A 15,736-nucleotide genomic window follows, 5' to 3' on the forward strand; every position below is an offset into this window, starting at 1 on the left:
CCCCGGCCCAAGCAACGCGTATTTCCACTCGCGCCACCGTTCTGTCATAGAACTGTCATGCAAAAGCTAGCGCCTGTGGCGAAAATAAGAAGAGCCAGCAAACGATTCGTGAGCGGTTTTCATCAGGTGTGATCGGCAAAAAGCCCTTTGGGAACAGGGACTCGAGGTCAGCTCCGGTTCAAGCGAGAGCCGAAATGCCGCCTTCGGGCTTGACTTGGCGGTCCGCCTTGCGTCACAGGCAGGAAAATCAGCCGCTGGAGAGCGCCCAAATGGCCGTCGCATTCACCTTTCCGGGACAGGGCAGCCAGGCTGTCGGCATGGGCAAGGACCTCGCCGACGCCTTCCCCGAGGCACGCAGGGTGTTCGAGGAAGTCGATGATGCGCTGGGCGAAAAGCTGTCGAAACTGATCTGGGAAGGCCCGGAAGAGGCGCTGACCCTGACTGCCAATGCCCAGCCGGCGCTGATGGCGGTCTCGCTGGCGGCGATCCGCTCGCTGGAAGTGCGCGGCTTTTCGCTGAAGGACAAGGTTGCCTACGTTGCCGGTCATTCGCTCGGCGAATATTCCGCCCTTGCCGCGGCCGGTTTCGTTTCGGTCGCCGATGCCGCCCGGCTGCTGCGCATCCGCGGCAACGCCATGCAGGCGGCGGTGCCGGCCGGCGAGGGCGCCATGGCGGCGATCATCGGACTGGAACAGCCCGACGTCGAAGCCGCTTGCACCGAGGCCGCAACGGGATCCGGCAAAGTCTGCCAGATCGCCAACGACAATGGCGGCGGCCAGCTGGTGATCTCCGGCGCCAGGGCGGCGGTGGAACTCGCCGCGAAACTGTGCACCGAAAAGGGCGCCAAGCGGGCGCTGATGCTGCAGGTCTCGGCCCCCTTCCATTCGGCGCTGATGGCGCCGGCGGCCGATGTCATGCGCGAGGCGCTGGCCGGGGTGACCAAGAATGCACCGGTCGTGCCCGTCGTCTCCAACGTCACTGTAGCCCCGAGCAGCGACCCCGACGAGATCGCGCGCCGCCTGGTCGAGCAGATCACCGGCCGCGTGCGCTGGCGCGAAACGGTGGAGTGGTTCGGCGCCAATGGCGTCGCCACGCTCTATGAGATCGGCGCCGGCAAGGTGCTGTCGGGCCTGGCGCGGCGGATCAACCGCGACATCGCCACATCAGCTGCCGGCACCCCGGCCGATGTCGAGGCGGCACTGGTCGCGCTTGCATAATCCACTGGCGATTCAACCCCTCCCGTGGGAAGGGTGTTCTCTTAAGATCAGGAGACGAAAATGTTCGAACTGACCGGCCGCAAGGCGCTCGTCACCGGCGCATCGGGCGGCATTGGCGAGGCGATTGCCCGGGTGCTGCATGCGCAAGGCGCCATTGTCGGCCTGCACGGCACCCGCATCGAGAAACTGGAGACCCTGGCCGGCGAACTCGGCGACCGGGTAAAGCTGTTCCCGGCCAATCTTGCCGACCGTGACGAGGTCAAGGCGCTTGGCCAGAAGGCCGAAGCCGAACTCGAAGGCGTCGACATACTGGTCAACAATGCCGGCATCACCAAGGACGGCCTGTTCGTGCGCATGGCGGACGCGGATTGGGACAGCGTGCTGGAGGTGAACCTCACCGCCGTGTTCCGGCTCACCCGCGAGCTGACCCATCCTATGATGCGCCGCCGCCATGGCCGCATCATCAACATCACCTCGGTGGTCGGCGTCACCGGCAATCCTGGCCAGACCAATTATTGCGCCTCCAAGGCCGGCATGATCGGCTTTTCCAAGTCGCTGGCGCAGGAGATCGCCACCCGCAACATCACCGTCAACTGCGTCGCCCCGGGCTTTATCGAATCGGCCATGACCGACAAGCTCAACGACAAGCAGAAAGACGCGATAATGGCCGCGATCCCGACGCGCCGCATGGGCACGAGTGTTGAAGTGGCGTCGGCCGTCGCCTATCTCGCCTCCAACGAGGCAGCCTACGTCACCGGCCAGACCATCCACGTCAACGGCGGCATGGCCATGATCTGACGGGATATTGCCGGGTGATAAGAAGACATGGCCGGCTTGTGAAAAGAGACCATTTCGCCTTGGACCTCAGCCATTTTTCGTGTAATGCGGCCCGCAACCCGGCGGTTCGGGCAAAAACCGGTCCGGCACCGTTGCGTTTCCGGCAGGACCATCTTTCAGCTTGATTAGCGGCATTCTGCCCGCTAACGAAGACAGACAAACAAAAGACGAGGATGCCCCAAATGAGTGACACCGCAGAGCGCGTCAAGAAGATCGTCATCGAACATCTTGGCGTCGATGCCGACAAGGTGACGGAGCAGGCGAGCTTCATCGATGATCTGGGCGCGGACAGCCTCGACACGGTCGAACTCGTCATGGCCTTCGAAGAAGAGTTCGGCGTCGAGATTCCGGACGATGCGGCCGAGACCATCCTGACCGTCGGCGATGCCGTGAAGTACATCGACAAGGCTTCGGCCTGACACTATCCGCAGTCATCACCGGGGAGGACCTGCGATGAGGCGTGTCGTCGTCACGGGCCTTGGCCTGGTTTCGCCGTTCGGCATGGGCTTCGAGCACAGCTGGAAGGAACTTCTGACCGGCCGCAGCGCCGCCAAGCGCGTCACCGAGTTCGAAGTGGAAGATCTTGCCTGCAAGATCGCCCACGTCATTCCTCGCGGTGACGGCACCAACGGCACGCTCAATCCCGAAGCCGTGCTCGAGCCCAAGGAACTGCGCAAGATCGGCGACTTCATCCTTTACGGGATTGCGGCCGCCGACGAAGCGCTGAAGGATTCCGGCTGGGAGCCCAGCACCGAAGCCGAGCGCTGCGCCACCGGCGTCATGATCGGCTCCGGCATTGGCGGCCTCGAGGGCATCGCCGAGAACGCTATCATCCTGAAAGAGCGCGGACCGCGCCGTATCAGTCCATTCTTCATTCCCGGCAACATTATCAACCTGGTATCTGGCCAGGTATCGATCCGGCATGGGCTGAAAGGCCCCAACCACGCCGTCGTCACCGCCTGCTCGACCGGCGCGCACGCCATTGGCGATGCCGCCCGGCTGATCATCTTCGGCGATGCCGACGTGATGCTGGCCGGCGGCGCGGAATCGCCGGTGACCAGACTATCGCTTGCCGGCTTCGCTGCTTGCCGGGCACTGTCCACCGACCGCAACGACACGCCTGAGAAGGCCTCGCGTCCCTATGACCGCGACCGTGACGGCTTCGTCATGGGCGAGGGCGCCGGGGTCGTCGTGCTGGAAGAACTCGAACACGCCAAGGCGCGCGGCGCCAAGATCTATGCCGAGGTCACCGGCTACGGCCTGACCGGCGATGCCTATCACATCACTGCACCGGCCGAAGACGGCGACGGCGCCTTCCGCTGCATGACGGCGGCGTTGAACCGGGCCAAGCTGACGCCCGCCGACGTCGACTACATCAACGCGCACGGCACCTCGACCATGGCCGACACGATCGAACTCGGCGCCGTCGAGCGGCTGGTCGGCAACGCCGCCTCGAAAATCTCGATGTCGTCGACCAAGTCGTCGATCGGCCATCTCCTGGGTGCCGCGGGTGCCGCCGAGGCGATCTTTTCGATCCTCGCTATCAGAGACAACATCGCGCCAGCCACCATCAATCTTGACAACCCGGAACGCGAAACCGCGATCGATCTTGTTCCGAACACGCCACGGCATCGCCAGGTCGACGTGGCGCTGTCCAACTCATTCGGCTTCGGCGGCACCAACGCTTCGCTGGTATTCCAGCGTTATACAGGCTGATGCGGTATCGACCGGCGCGCCAGCGGTCTGTCGTCAATTTTGCCATATTCAAGCCTACTCTGCCGCTGGGGATTCGTCGCATCGGCCTGAAACCGAAGGCGCTTTTTTTTAAAGCACGATGCGTAGGCTTGAAATGTTAGGGCACGCTGTGCGTCCAATCGGGCGCATGGTCGCTCTAAGAGATCAGATGGTAGGGCGCTAATGAACACCAATCCGGGCGGCAGCGGACAATTCGGACAAAACCAGCAGACCGGCCCGATCGTGCCGAAGACCGCGGCCGAAGCTTTGCGCCCGGAAGCCGGCACACCACCACCAAAGCGCTCGCGCGCCTCGCGCAGCCAAGTCGTCGTGTTCATGAACTTCGTCATCTCCGCGGTGATGTTGATGATCCTCGCCGCCGGCGTTTCGCTCTATTTCGGCAAGCAGGCATTCAACGAACCGGGCCCGTCGGTGGCCGGCGACACCTTCCTGGTCAAGCCGAGCACCGGCGTCCAGGATATTGCCGACCAGCTCGAACGGCGTGGGCTGATCAGCGATGCCCGCATCTTCCGCATCGCCGTGCGGGTCTATGGCAATGATTCAGCGCTGAAGGCAGGCGAATACGAGATAAAGCCGCGCGCCTCCATGCGCGACATCATGGAGCTTCTGAAGAGCGGCAAGTCGGTGATGTATTCGCTGACCATTCCCGAGGGCCTGACGGTCGAGCAGGCGCTGCAGCGCATCGCCGAGCAGGATGCGCTGACCGGCGACATGCCGGCCGCCAAGCCGGCTGAGGGCAGCCTCGCCACCGACACGCTGCGCTTTACCCGCGGCGCCACGCGCCAACAGATGGTCGACAAGCTGCTCGCCGACCAGAAGAAGCTGGTCGACGAGGTCTGGCAGCGGCGCGCGCCCGACCTGCCTCTGGCCAATGTCGACGACTTCGTCACCTTGGCCTCGATCGTCGAAAAGGAAACCGGCCGGGGCGACGAGCGCTCGCGCGTTGCCGCCGTCTTCCTCAACCGTCTGGCCAAGGGCATGCGGCTGCAATCCGATCCGACCATCATTTACGGCCTGTTCGGCGGCAAGGGCAAACCCGCCGACCGGCCGATTTATCAATCTGACATCCAGAAACAGACGCCTTACAACACCTATCTGATCAATGGCCTGCCGCCGACGCCGATCGCCAATCCCGGCCGCGCCGCGCTCGAAGCCGTCGCCAACCCGTCGAAGACCGATGATCTCTATTTCGTCGCCGACGGCACCGGCGGCCACGTCTTTGCCACCACGCTTGCCGAGCACAATGAGAACGTTGCCCGCTACCGGGCACTGCAGAAGAAGCAGGCTGAAGACGCCGCCAAGGGCGCCAAGACTCCGGGCCAGACCGATGCGCCGGCGGATGGCGACGACAACGGTGACGCAAGTGGCGATGCCGCCGGTGACAGCGGTGATGCCGGCGATACGGGTGCCGCCCAGTAGCAGGCCGGCGCTTTCAGACGGATCGACCTTAAGCGACGCGGACAGAGGCGGACGCGCTGCTGCTTTGAACGAGTAGCGGGGTTCGAAGCGTTTTCGGTCTTGCTCGGGTGCCTCTGAATCTCGATTTCAGCCCCGCGAGATCGAAACGACAGCGGAAATCAACATCTTGCCGGTATTGCGATTCTGACATTCGCGCTGCCCGTGATATCGAACGCATGCGCAATTGTTAGAATCGGACCATCAGGGAGACACGAGCCGCATCATGAATTTGCAGAGCATGACCGGATTTGCACGCACTGTTGCCGAACATGACGGCGCCTCGATCGCCTGGGAGGTCAAGTCGGTCAACGGCAAGAGCGTCGAGGTCAGGTTGCGGCTGCCGCAAGGTTTCGAGCGGCTCGAACCGACTGTGCGGCAGACGCTGCAGAAGCGCTTTTCGCGTGGCAATTTCCAGGCGACGCTGACCGTCGGCCGCGCCGCCGGCCAGCAGGCGCAGCCGGTGGTCAACGAAGCCTTCCTCAGGGATCTGGCGGGCTTGGCCAAGCGGCTGCAGGACCAGTTCGGTGTTGGTCCGGCAACTGCCGACGGTCTGCTTTCCCTGCGCGGCGTGCTCGATATCCCTGAAACCAGCGAAACCGAGGAGGTGCGGGCAGCACTCGACGCGTCAATCCTGTCGGCGCTGGAAACGGCGCTTACAGGCCTCGAGCAGGCACGCCAGAGCGAGGGCGAAGCGCTGCGTTTGCTGCTTTCCGGCCATATCGACGCCATCGAGGCGTTGACGCTTCAAGCCGAGGCCGACCCGTCGCGCGAGCCGGCGGCAATCCGCGAGCGGATCGCCGAACAGGTGCGGCTGCTGATGGATGCGTCGGCAAATCTCGATGCCGGCCGGCTGCACATGGAAGCGGCGTTCCTGGCCACCAAGGCCGATATCCGTGAAGAGATCGACCGGCTGAAGACGCATGTGACGTCGGGCAGAGCGCTGCTGGCAAATGGCGGCGCCATCGGCCGCAAGCTCGATTTTCTGGCGCAGGAATTCAACCGCGAATCGAATACGCTGTGTTCCAAGTCGAACGCCGCCACTGTCACCGCCATCGGGCTGGAACTGAAGGCGGTGGTCGACCAGTTTCGCGAACAGGTCCAGAATCTGGAGTAAACCCGAATGGGTGGCAAGGAGCCGATGGTTGCCAGGGATCTCGGATCCCGCATTCGCCGCCGCGGGCTGATGCTGGTCCTGTCGTCGCCGTCGGGCGCCGGCAAGTCGACGATCGCGCGCAACCTGCTGGAAAGCGACGGCAGCCTGGAATTATCGGTCTCGGTGACTACTAGGCCGCGCCGCGGCTCGGAGATCGAGGGCGTCCACTATCACTTCCGCACCACGCGCGAGTTCGAGCGGCTGCGCGATTCCGACGCATTGCTCGAATGGGCCGAGGTGCACGGCAATTGCTACGCGACGCCGCGCGAGCCGGCCGAACTGGCGCTGGCGCAGGGCCGTGACATGCTCTTCGACATCGACTGGCAAGGCGCCCAGCAGCTCAAGGAGAAGATGCGCGCCGACATCGTCTCGATCTTCATCCTGCCGCCGTCGATGAAGGAATTGAAGTCGCGCCTCAAGCGCCGCGCCGAGGACCAGGAGCACGTGATCGAGACCAGGCTGAAGAACGCCCGCAACGAGATCGAGCACTGGAAGGAATATGACTTTGTCATCGTCAACGACGATCTCGACCGCGCCTTCGCCGAAGTGCGTGGCATCGTGACGGCGGAAAGGCTGCGGCGCGACCGCCGGCCCGGGCTGTTCGATTTCGTCTCGGGGTTGCTGGACGAGAAGACGGAATAGGCAGCTGTCGTTCCCCGATGGCCGGCTGTCCCCATGAAGGCGTCTTTGGCAAACGATCTGGCAATATGGACGCTGTGGGCATCTGTTACTGGCTCGCGATATCTTTTATGAGTTCTGCCAATGGGGTTTCCTCGCCGGCAAAGCTCTCAATCATCGCATTCAGGACGTTTTCGCGACCGAGCATATCGGCATTGAATGGGAATCCCGCATTCTCCATCAGCATTGCCAGAAAGGTAAGCTGCGTGCGGCCGTTGCCTTCGCGAAACGGGTGGACGGCATTGATTTCGGCCAAAACATGCGCGGCCCGAACGGCGAAGGCGTCGAGGTCGAGTTCGCAGAGATAATCACCGTCGGCGAGTTCGCCGAAAATTCTATGCATTTCCTGGTTGATATACTCAGGATAGCAGAACCAGTTGCCCCCCTTGCCGATGGGGATGGCGCGAACCTCTCCCGCCCATTCATAAACGTCCTGGAACAGGTGATGATCGACGCCTTGTAGTGCTCGAAATCCAGACGGCCTGCGGGGATATGTTCGTCGGCCCTGGTCAGGAAAAGTGCCAACTCGAATGCATCGAGTTGGGCCTGGTCTTTGATATTCAGCCTGTTGCGGAGAACGGTCGTGCCTGGGTAGCACAGCGATCATGTTCAGCGGCATAGACCACCTGCCGATCCTACTTCTTGCGGGTTACTTGGTCCTTGATAAGCGCCCTGCGCTCATCCCCGCTCAGGCCGCGCTCACGGCTTTCCTTCAGAATGAAGCCCATACGTTGCGATAGCTTCAAGCCTTCAACCGCGCTGATTTTTCGCCCCTGCCGCTGGTCAGGACAAACTGGCCATTTTGGGTCGGCCGAAGGCTTGAGGTACTCTTTTTCATATGACGACAATATCACGCTCGGCGACTCACCGGCAACTGCATGCCGCTATATGCTGCTTGTCGTCGCTGTCACACAGCATGCGATTTGGGTCCACGGCCGCGCCAGCGCCGCCGGTCAAAGCGCGTTTGTCAGCCGCACGAATTCCTCGACGCTGAGCGTCTCCGCACGCCGGGTCGGATCGATGCCGGCGCGCGTCAGCAGTGCCTCGCCACCCAGGCTCTTCACGCTCTGCCGCAGCATCTTCCGGCGCTGGCCGAAAGCGGCTTCGGTGACGCGGCCGAGTTTTTTCACGTCGGTTGACAAAGGGTTGGCGCGCGGCACCAGATGCACCACCGAGGACGTTACCTTGGGGGGCGGCGTGAACGCTTGCGGCGGCACGTCGAAGGCGATCCTCGCCTCGGTCCGCCAGCCGGCCAGCACGCCGAGCCGACCATAAGCATCGCTGCCGGCGCTGGCGACAATGCGCTCGGCCACCTCGCGCTGGAACATCAGCGTCATCGATTGATAGAAGGGCGGCCAGTCCGCCACGGTCAGCCAACGGATCAACAGCTCGGTGCCGATATTGTAGGGCAGGTTGGCGGCAATCCTCACCGGGCCGCCTTGTGACGCGGCATTGGCAAGAGCGGCAAAATCCGTCTTCAGCGCATCGCCGCTGATCACCTCGAGCCGGCCCGGATAGTGGTTGGAGACCTCGGCCAAGGCCGCCAGGCAGCGTTCGTCGCGCTCGATGGCGACGACGCGACGGGCACCGGCAGAGAGCAGCGCCCTGGTCAGCCCGCCGGGGCCGGGGCCGACCTCGATCACCGTGCTGTCGCTGAGGTCGCCGGCGACCCGCGCGATCTTGCCGGTCAAATTGAGGTCGAGCAGGAAATTCTGGCCAAGCGCCTTCTTTGCCTGCAGTCCATGGCGCTCGATCACCTCGCGCAGCGGCGGCAGCCCGTCAATGCTCATGAATTTTGGGCTCATGAATTTTGGGCTCATGATTTGGGCTCATGATTTTTGGCTCATGCAACTGCGGGCTTTGCGCCGGTATCGGCCAGCCGGCGGGCCAGCTTCAGCGCCGCGATCAGGCTGTCGGGACGTGCGATGCCCTTGCCGGCGATGTCGAAGGCTGTGCCGTGATCGGGCGAGGTGCGGATGAACGGCAGGCCAAGCGTGACGTTGACGGCCTCGTCGAAGGCCAGCGCCTTGGCCGGGATCAACGCCTGGTCATGATACATGCAGACCGCCACGTCGTAGCCGGCGCGGGCGCGCGCATGAAACATCGTATCGGCCGGCAGCGGCCCGAAGGCATCGATGCCTTGCGCCCGCAACATGTCGACCGCAGGACGAATGATGCGCTCGTCCTCTGTCCCCATGGCGCCGCTTTCGCCGGCATGCGGATTGAGGCCGGCAAGCGCGAGCCTCGGCCTGGCGATGCCGAAACGGCGTGCAAGATCGCCGGCGGTGATGCGCGCGATGGCAACGATCAGCTCCGTCGTCAGCGTCTTCGGCACCTCGGCCAGCGCGATGTGGATGGTGACCGGAACGGTGCGCAATTCGGGGCCGGCGAGCAGCATCACCGGCGTCACCGTGCCGCCGGTGTGGACCGAGGCCAGATACGCCAGATATTCGGTGTGACCGGGAAAGCCGAAGCCGGCATCGTAAAGCGGCTTCTTGGCGATCGGGCAGGTGACGACCGCGGCCGCGTGACCGGCAAGGCAGTCGGCGACGGCGCGATCGATGGCCTCGATGATACCGGCGGCATTGGCCGGGTCGGGCCGGCCGGGATCGTCGGTGAAGTGGGCCGCCAGCGGCACCACGGGCAAGGCGTGTTGAAAGACACCAGCTGCTTGGGCCGGCACCGTCTCGGCGATTGCCACCGCCGCGCCGAGCCGGCGCGCCCGCGCGGCAATCAGCGCCGGATCGGCGAGAAGATAGAAGGGCGCGGCACCGGAACCGCGGGCGCTCTGCCACGCGGCAATGGCGATTTCCGGACCGACGCCGGATGGATCGCCGACGCTCAGCGCCAGCGGAAGCTCTGTCTCATGCACGGCTGGGCCGGTTCAGCGCGTAACGATCTTGGCTTTCGCCTTCAGCTCTTCGACATACTTGGCCGAGAGCTCGTCGGCGTTCTTGTCGCCGCTGCCTTCGCTCTGGAACACCATCTGGGCCGCCTTGTCGTCGGAAACCTCGCGCGATGAGCAGATGCCGATGAATTCGATGCCGCGATCGGTCTCGCGCACGGCCGTGGCGGCGCCCAGCTTGGTGGCCTTGATCTGCTCGGCCCAGTCCGGCGGCAGTTGCGGCGCCAGCAATCGGGGGAGGTCGCGAACGGTGACGTCGATCAGGCCCTTGGCGAATTCACGCGTGGTGTTGCAGCCATTGAAGCGGGCGCGCATGGCTTCGGCCTCGCGCTTGCGTTTGGCGAGTGTGGCACTGCGCTCGGCCTTCGGCACCACGAAGATTACCTGCTGCAGCATGTACTCGGTGGCGCTTGGCTTGGCGCCGCCTTTTTCGAGCATGCGCTTGACCAGATCCTGTTCGCTCACCTCCCCGCCGCCGCCGCTGTAGCGTGCGCTCAGCGCCTGGTTCCACGCCATCTGGGAGCGGATGAATTCCTTGAAATGCTCCTTGGTCACGCCGGACTGCGCCATGACACCGTCGAGCTGCTTGAGCTGCATCTTGTTGCTCGAGGCAAAGCGCTGATAGGCAGCCTCTACCTGGGCGTCGGAGATGCGGATGCCGAGACGCCTGGCCTCCGCCATACGCAGCGTCTGGTCGATCATTTCCTGACCCGCGTCACCCTTCTTGCGCTGCAGTTTCAGGAAGGCAGCCCGGTGCGCGATGTCGCCGGTGGTGATCGGCATGTTGTTGACGACATACTTTATTTCACTGGCGAAGGCCGGCGGTACTATCATGGTGACGGAGACCGTGGTCGCCGCCAACAGGAGCGCGAATCCTGCCGAAAACAGGTATTTCCTCATCGAAAGCATCCCAATTCTAGCCCGGTTTTGGCCGATTCCAGCCCGATATTGGCGAAATCCGTGCCCGCTTTATGCGGCAAAACGATGTCGTCAGCCGGCTCTACTGGATGGAGTCGATCGAGCTTTGGGACGAGCCGAAATCGCCGAGCGTGCGGAACGACAGGTTGAAGCCGACATTCTGCGACACTTCCTTGGTGTTGATGTCGCGTGATTCCGAGTACGTCATCAGGTAGGTGAAGCAGGAATCATTGTAGGCAAAGCCGACGCCGTCCTTGACCAGCACGCTTTGTTGCAGGTCGTAGGTGCCGGTGCCGAAGACGCGCCAGTTTTCGGCCAGGTGTGTCGAGGCGCCGAGCGTGACTTCGTGGCGGTCGGTGGTGAAACCATAGAGGGGCTGCGCCTGGATGAAGGCGTATTTGGCGCTCAGCGAAACCGGCAGCCCGGAATAGGCGGCCTTCACCTCGGCACGGCGAACTTCGAAGGTCTGCTCGTCGAAGCGGCCGCTGAGCGAACCGGAGAAGCCGCTCGGGCTGCTGAAGCCGACAAGGCCGACATAGTCGGAGGTCGAAGTCTCCAAGCCGGAATCGGCGCCCGCATTGACCAGATCCGGTGAATCGAACGAGTTGCGCCCGCCCAACTGGTAGGATTGGCCGAAGATCGCGTTGGTGCCCCAGCCATTGTCGTAGGCGCCGGAATAGCGGAACCCGACATTGGCGCGGCTGCCGCCTTCGACGCGGTCGTAGCCGGAGAACTTGTCGCGCTCGAACAGCGTCGTGGCGTCGAAGACGAAGCTCTGTGCATCCTCGTTGGGAACGGCGAGCCCGCCGACATACTGCTCATTCGGGCGCATGAAGACCTGCGCCATCGGCTCGACGATATGGCTGGAGCCAGTCATCGAGAACAGCACCGGCCAGCGCATTTCAAGTCCGGCGGTCGCCATGTACCGGGCGAAGGAAGACCGCATGTCGTCGGCGGCACCGACATTCGTCGCCATCTGGTTTACCGCAGTCAGCGAAGCCGAAGAAGCGTTGAGATAGTCGACGTCGCCCTGCAGAGCCAGAAGCGGCGTCAACTGCAATCCGCCGTCCGTGGTGAAGGTACGCTTCCATTCGGCCTCGGCGGTGAGGCGACCGGATTCGCCCTCGATGCCGCGCACGCGCTGGACGCCTGAGCCCGGCACATAGGGGGTAAAATAGGCCTGATCGAGATCGTCGCGGCGGATGATGCGCGCATTGACGTTGAACGACAGCTGGCCGCCGGCCACCGACATGTCGGGGATGTAGGCATAGTCGAGCGACGGCAACACCCAGGGCTGCTTGTCGCTGCGCGATGCGACGTTGCCGTCCGGTGTGTTCTCCTGAACCTGGAAGCGCATGGCGCGCACATCGAAATAGTTGCGGTCGTTTAGGCCGGTCAGGTAGACCGACGATTGATGCACGGCGTCGTTGTAGCCTTCGATCGTGTAGGTACGCGAAAAATTCTTGTCGGTCTGAAGCAGGATATCCCAGCCGAAGTCCCAGCGCGGATTGATGGCGAACTGGCCTTTGGTGCCCATCATGCCGCGGAATTTGTTCGGATCGCCTGCTGGCCCCGAATTGACATTGTAGCCGTCGGGGAAAGCCGCGAAATCACGGAAAGCGCCAGGGTCCTGCTGGTTGATTCCGGCAAGCTTCAGCGTGTACTGGCCATTGTTGAAGCGCTGGCGCCACTCGGCCTCGCCGAGGAAACCCTGCTTGGTGTAGCCGCTGCCGGTAACGGTGAGGTCGTAGGTCGGCGACAAAGCGAAGTAGTAGGGGACTTTGACGCCGACGCCGAGACGGTTGTTGTAGCCGATGCTGGGGATCAGGAAGCCGCTTTTGCGCTTGACCGTCGGGTCGGCGATCTCGAACGCCGGCAGATAAGCCAGCGGGAAACCGAAGAATTCGAAATTCGCATTCTCGAAGCGAACCGTCTTCTTTTCGCCGTTCCAGATGATCTTCCTGGCTTTGATCCGCCAGGTCGGCGCCTTGTCCGGCTTGTCTTCGCAAGGCTCGCAGGCCGTATAGACGCCGTTGTGGAACGTCGTCAGCACGCCGCCCATGCGCTCGGCGCTTTCGGCGGCGAAATAGGCCTTTTCGGGCGTTTCGACGCGCAGCGCATTAACGAAACCGTCAGCGAAATCGTCGGTAATGTCGATATGCTGCGAGTTGATCTTGGTGCCGTCGCTGTTGACGATCTCGACATTGCCGCTGGCAACCAGCCGCTTGGTGTTTCGATCATAGACGACGCGCTGGGCGACGAGCTTGTTGCCGCCATAGTCGATCTGGACGCCGCCGATGGCGGTGACCGTCTGGTTGTCGTTGTTATAGACGAGCGTGTCGGCCGCCAGCAGCATCTGGGAGCCGGAGGGAACCTTCGTTGCCACGTCGGTAACGTCCTGCGCCAGCGCAGGGGCCGTCAGCACGCCGCAGGCGAGCAGGCATGCCAAGGCGCTCGCCGAATAGAGGCGCGCCAAACCGGCCTGCCTATGGCTGCGCAAAGCCGCCTCCCTCACTAGCCGTCTTCCTTGTATAGCAGGAATGTCACCCCAAAGAACATAGCCACGACAACCGGAACCCATGCAGCCACGGCTGTGGGCACGAATCCCGCAACGCCGAATGCCTTGACCAATACCGAAACGACATAAAGCAGAAAGCCGGCGAGGACGCCACCCAGAATCATCGTTGCCGACTGCCCCATCCTCGCAAATCGCATTGAAACTGTTGCCGCAATCAGCGTCATGGCCACAAGCAGGAACGGTAACGCCACCAGCGAATCGAACTGCATGGCGAAGGCATTTGCCTTGAGGCCGAAGGAGCGGGCAACCTCAATCTTGCCGGGAAGGTCGTAAAACGGGATGGTTTCGGGGCGCGCCAGCCGTTCCTGCACGAATTCCGGCTTGAGGTTGGTCGGCAACTGGTCGGTCGTTTCGGAACGGATGTTGCCGTCATTGAACACCTTGACGTCCTGCAATTCCCAGTAGCCGTCGCGCAGAAAGGCCCGGGCCGCGTCCTTGCGCTCGACGATATTGCCCTGCGGATCGAGGACGAAGAACACGGTGTCGGCCATTTCCAGGCCCTGGTTCAGGATGGCGCGGGCGCCGATGATGGTATCGCCGGAGTTGGTTTTCTGGCGGATCCACGGCGTGGCATCGGCCGCCACCGCGTTCGAATTGCCGGATCGCAGCTGGTTTTCCATCTGCTCCGACCATGAGAAGCCATGCGCGGCGATCGGATTGAGCACGCCGACCGACAATATGCCGAATAACAGCGCACCGATGCAGCAGGGCAACAGAAACTGCCAGGCCGACACTCCGGCCGAGCGCGCAATCACCAGCTCGTATTTTCGGTTGAGCGAGACCAGCGTCGCCATCGCCGAGAACAGGCCGACGAACGGCACCGTCTGCAGCATGATCATCGGCATCCTCAGCGCCGAGATGGCGACCGCCGTGCCGTAGGTGAAGCCCGGCAGGCCGGTGATGCGGCCGGACAGCTCGGTGAAGTCGATCAGGAACACCAGCGCCAGAAGGCCGATGAAGAACCAGATCGTGATCGACACGTAGCGAAAGAAGAAGTAGCGGCCCAGGGTCCAGCCCATCGTCAGGCTCCCTGGCCGGATGTGTAGCGCCGATTGAGGCGCAGCTTGAGCGCCGTCCAGCCATCGCTGACGCGGCCGGCGAAATTCGTCATCCAGTCGGCCCAGCTGCCGGGCAGTTCCATGCTTCGCGAGGTGACGATGAACCAGATGGCGACCGCCGAGGCGATGACCGGCACGCCATAGACCATATAGGCGTATTGCGGGATCTTGTCGGCCTTGCCGGCGGCAAAGAAGCCCAGCCAGCGCACGAACAGCGCAATGGCGATGGCTGTGATCAGCGGGTGGATGCGCGCCTCGCGGTGTGAGCGCGCATCGCCTGCCACGGCCAGCGCGATCAGCGCGAACACCAGCGAATAGGACCATTCGGAAAAGCGCTGGTCGAGCTCGGCCTTGTAGGCGCCGGGCCTGCGCTGGAAGATCTTGTCGTTCGGATCCGGGTTGAGCAGGTATTGCGTCGTTCGGTCCTTGGGCAGGAGCATGATATCGTTCGCCGCCGACATGAAGGCGGAAAGGTCGAAGGCGTAGGACGTGAAGCGAATGACCGACAGGTCGCCGGTCAGCGTCTTGCGATGAATGACGCCGTCATTCATCATCAGCACCTTCTCGTCACCCTTTTCGACGACGCTGCCGCTCTTGGCATAATAGATCAGATTGGCGCCTTCCTCGCGCGAATCGGCCACGAAGATGCCGCCGAGCCGGTTGTCCGGCAGCCGCTCGCCTATCTGCAGGAACAGCCCGTCGTCGATCTTGCGGAACGTGCCTTCCTGGATGATCAGCGACAAGAGATCGGCGCGCGAGGATGCTATCAGCTGGCGGTTCTTCTGCCTGGCATAGGGTTCGACGCCATTGTCGACCGCGAAGGAAAAGACGCTGGCCGCCAGCGCGATCAGCAGGACCGGCCGCACAATCGTCCAGCGCGAGGCGCCGGCGGCGTTGATGACGGCCAATTCCGAATCGGAGTTCATGACGCTGAGCGTCTGGGCCACCGCCACCACCAGGGCGAATGGCACCACGATCGGGATGATGGTGGGGATGATGAGGCCCGCGACCTCGAAAAAAGTGAGCGCCGATTGGCCACTGTCGGTGACCAGGTCGATGCGGGCAAGCACCTGCGTCGTCCAGACAATGGCCAGCGTCCAGATCAGCGCAGCGAGAAACACCGCCAGTGCGCGACGCATGATGTAGCGTTCAACGACCTTCATGTAAGGCTTTTCTCGA

At 62.9% G+C, this 15,736-nt stretch carries 15 protein-coding genes; 7 read left to right on the plus strand and 8 right to left on the minus strand.

Annotated elements, in window-relative coordinates; genetic code table 11:
* Positions 1–269 precede the first annotated feature (269 nt).
* The 7 genes from fabD (at position 270) to gmk (ending at position 7,062) form a co-directional block, all read left to right on the plus strand.
* Complete coding sequence (gene fabD, locus NLY37_RS03095) at positions 270–1,217, plus strand: ACP S-malonyltransferase (RefSeq protein WP_023742315.1); 948 nt, start codon at positions 270–272, stop codon at positions 1,215–1,217.
* A 60-nt stretch (positions 1,218–1,277) separates the two neighbouring features.
* Positions 1,278–2,015, plus strand: a complete 738-nt coding sequence (gene fabG / locus NLY37_RS03100; RefSeq protein WP_023685686.1) for a 3-oxoacyl-[acyl-carrier-protein] reductase — start codon at positions 1,278–1,280, stop codon at positions 2,013–2,015.
* Between the two features lie 221 nt (positions 2,016–2,236).
* On the plus strand, positions 2,237–2,473 hold the full coding sequence (locus NLY37_RS03105) for an acyl carrier protein (RefSeq protein ID WP_006203723.1): 237 nt from the start codon (positions 2,237–2,239) through the stop codon (positions 2,471–2,473).
* A 34-nt stretch (positions 2,474–2,507) separates the two neighbouring features.
* A complete protein-coding gene (fabF, locus tag NLY37_RS03110; RefSeq protein WP_023685687.1) occupies positions 2,508–3,770 on the plus strand; it encodes a beta-ketoacyl-ACP synthase II in 1,263 nt (420 codons plus the stop codon).
* 201 nt (positions 3,771–3,971) lie between these two features.
* The gene (gene mltG / locus NLY37_RS03115) at positions 3,972–5,228 is read left to right on the plus strand and encodes an endolytic transglycosylase MltG (RefSeq protein WP_023715070.1); all 1,257 of its coding nucleotides are present in this window, start codon (positions 3,972–3,974) and stop codon (positions 5,226–5,228) included.
* Positions 5,229–5,490: 262 nt separating this feature from the next.
* Positions 5,491–6,381, plus strand: coding sequence for a YicC/YloC family endoribonuclease (locus NLY37_RS03120; RefSeq protein ID WP_286441496.1), 891 nt, complete (start codon positions 5,491–5,493; stop codon positions 6,379–6,381).
* Positions 6,382–6,387: 6 nt separating this feature from the next.
* Positions 6,388–7,062 (plus strand): guanylate kinase, encoded by a 675-nt coding sequence (gene gmk / locus NLY37_RS03125; RefSeq protein WP_023672729.1) that lies wholly within the window; start codon positions 6,388–6,390, stop codon positions 7,060–7,062.
* Between the two features lie 85 nt (positions 7,063–7,147).
* On the opposite strand, the gene NLY37_RS03130 is transcribed toward gmk, so the two are convergent.
* From NLY37_RS03130 to lptF, 8 genes are all read right to left on the minus strand, one after another.
* The gene (locus NLY37_RS03130; protein WP_348625866.1) at positions 7,148–7,717 is read right to left on the minus strand and encodes a Fic/DOC family protein; all 570 of its coding nucleotides are present in this window, start codon (positions 7,715–7,717) and stop codon (positions 7,148–7,150) included.
* Between the two features lie 16 nt (positions 7,718–7,733).
* Complete coding sequence (locus NLY37_RS03135) at positions 7,734–7,946, minus strand: hypothetical protein (protein WP_156933956.1); 213 nt, start codon at positions 7,944–7,946, stop codon at positions 7,734–7,736.
* Positions 7,947–8,051: 105 nt separating this feature from the next.
* Complete coding sequence (rsmA, locus tag NLY37_RS03140) at positions 8,052–8,888, minus strand: 16S rRNA (adenine(1518)-N(6)/adenine(1519)-N(6))-dimethyltransferase RsmA (RefSeq protein ID WP_023742317.1); 837 nt, start codon at positions 8,886–8,888, stop codon at positions 8,052–8,054.
* A 53-nt stretch (positions 8,889–8,941) separates the two neighbouring features.
* Positions 8,942–9,970: a 4-hydroxythreonine-4-phosphate dehydrogenase PdxA gene (gene pdxA / locus NLY37_RS03145; RefSeq protein ID WP_031246316.1), complete on the minus strand. Its 1,029-nt coding sequence runs from the start codon at positions 9,968–9,970 to the stop codon at positions 8,942–8,944.
* Between the two features lie 12 nt (positions 9,971–9,982).
* A complete protein-coding gene (locus NLY37_RS03150) occupies positions 9,983–10,912 on the minus strand; it encodes a peptidylprolyl isomerase (protein WP_023742319.1) in 930 nt (309 codons plus the stop codon).
* Positions 10,913–11,003: 91 nt separating this feature from the next.
* On the minus strand, positions 11,004–13,436 hold the full coding sequence (locus tag NLY37_RS03155) for an LPS-assembly protein LptD (protein WP_023742320.1): 2,433 nt from the start codon (positions 13,434–13,436) through the stop codon (positions 11,004–11,006).
* Entirely contained in the window at positions 13,436–14,518 is a 1,083-nt protein-coding gene (lptG, locus tag NLY37_RS03160; protein WP_023742321.1) for an LPS export ABC transporter permease LptG, read from the minus strand. Before lptG ends, NLY37_RS03155 begins: the two co-directional genes overlap by 1 nt.
* Positions 14,519–14,520: 2 nt before the next feature.
* Positions 14,521–15,720: an LPS export ABC transporter permease LptF gene (gene lptF, locus NLY37_RS03165; protein WP_023672737.1), complete on the minus strand. Its 1,200-nt coding sequence runs from the start codon at positions 15,718–15,720 to the stop codon at positions 14,521–14,523.
* Between the last annotated feature and the right edge of the window lie 16 nt (positions 15,721–15,736).

It is taken from the genome of Mesorhizobium sp. C395A, from assembly GCF_030323205.1.
In the GTDB taxonomy this organism is placed as follows: domain Bacteria; phylum Pseudomonadota; class Alphaproteobacteria; order Rhizobiales; family Rhizobiaceae; genus Mesorhizobium.

What these genes read in the sequence shown, in the direction of transcription:
- gmk (WP_023672729.1), top strand. Translation starts at nt 6,388, where the DNA reads ATGGGTGGCAAGGAGCCGATGGTTGCCAGGGATCTCGGATCCCGCATT.
- fabD (WP_023742315.1), top strand. Translation starts at nt 270, where the DNA reads ATGGCCGTCGCATTCACCTTTCCGGGACAGGGCAGCCAGGCTGTCGGC.
- rsmA (WP_023742317.1), bottom strand. Translation starts at nt 8,888, where the DNA reads ATGAGCATTGACGGGCTGCCGCCGCTGCGCGAGGTGATCGAGCGCCAT.
- mltG (WP_023715070.1), top strand. Translation starts at nt 3,972, where the DNA reads ATGAACACCAATCCGGGCGGCAGCGGACAATTCGGACAAAACCAGCAG.
- fabG (WP_023685686.1), top strand. Translation starts at nt 1,278, where the DNA reads ATGTTCGAACTGACCGGCCGCAAGGCGCTCGTCACCGGCGCATCGGGC.
- NLY37_RS03105 (WP_006203723.1), top strand. Translation starts at nt 2,237, where the DNA reads ATGAGTGACACCGCAGAGCGCGTCAAGAAGATCGTCATCGAACATCTT.
- fabF (WP_023685687.1), top strand. Translation starts at nt 2,508, where the DNA reads ATGAGGCGTGTCGTCGTCACGGGCCTTGGCCTGGTTTCGCCGTTCGGC.
- NLY37_RS03120 (WP_286441496.1), top strand. Translation starts at nt 5,491, where the DNA reads ATGAATTTGCAGAGCATGACCGGATTTGCACGCACTGTTGCCGAACAT.
- lptF (WP_023672737.1), bottom strand. Translation starts at nt 15,720, where the DNA reads ATGAAGGTCGTTGAACGCTACATCATGCGTCGCGCACTGGCGGTGTTT.
- NLY37_RS03130 (WP_348625866.1), bottom strand. Translation starts at nt 7,717, where the DNA reads ATGCCGCTGAACATGATCGCTGTGCTACCCAGGCACGACCGTTCTCCG.
- lptG (WP_023742321.1), bottom strand. Translation starts at nt 14,518, where the DNA reads ATGGGCTGGACCCTGGGCCGCTACTTCTTCTTTCGCTACGTGTCGATC.
- NLY37_RS03150 (WP_023742319.1), bottom strand. Translation starts at nt 10,912, where the DNA reads ATGCTTTCGATGAGGAAATACCTGTTTTCGGCAGGATTCGCGCTCCTG.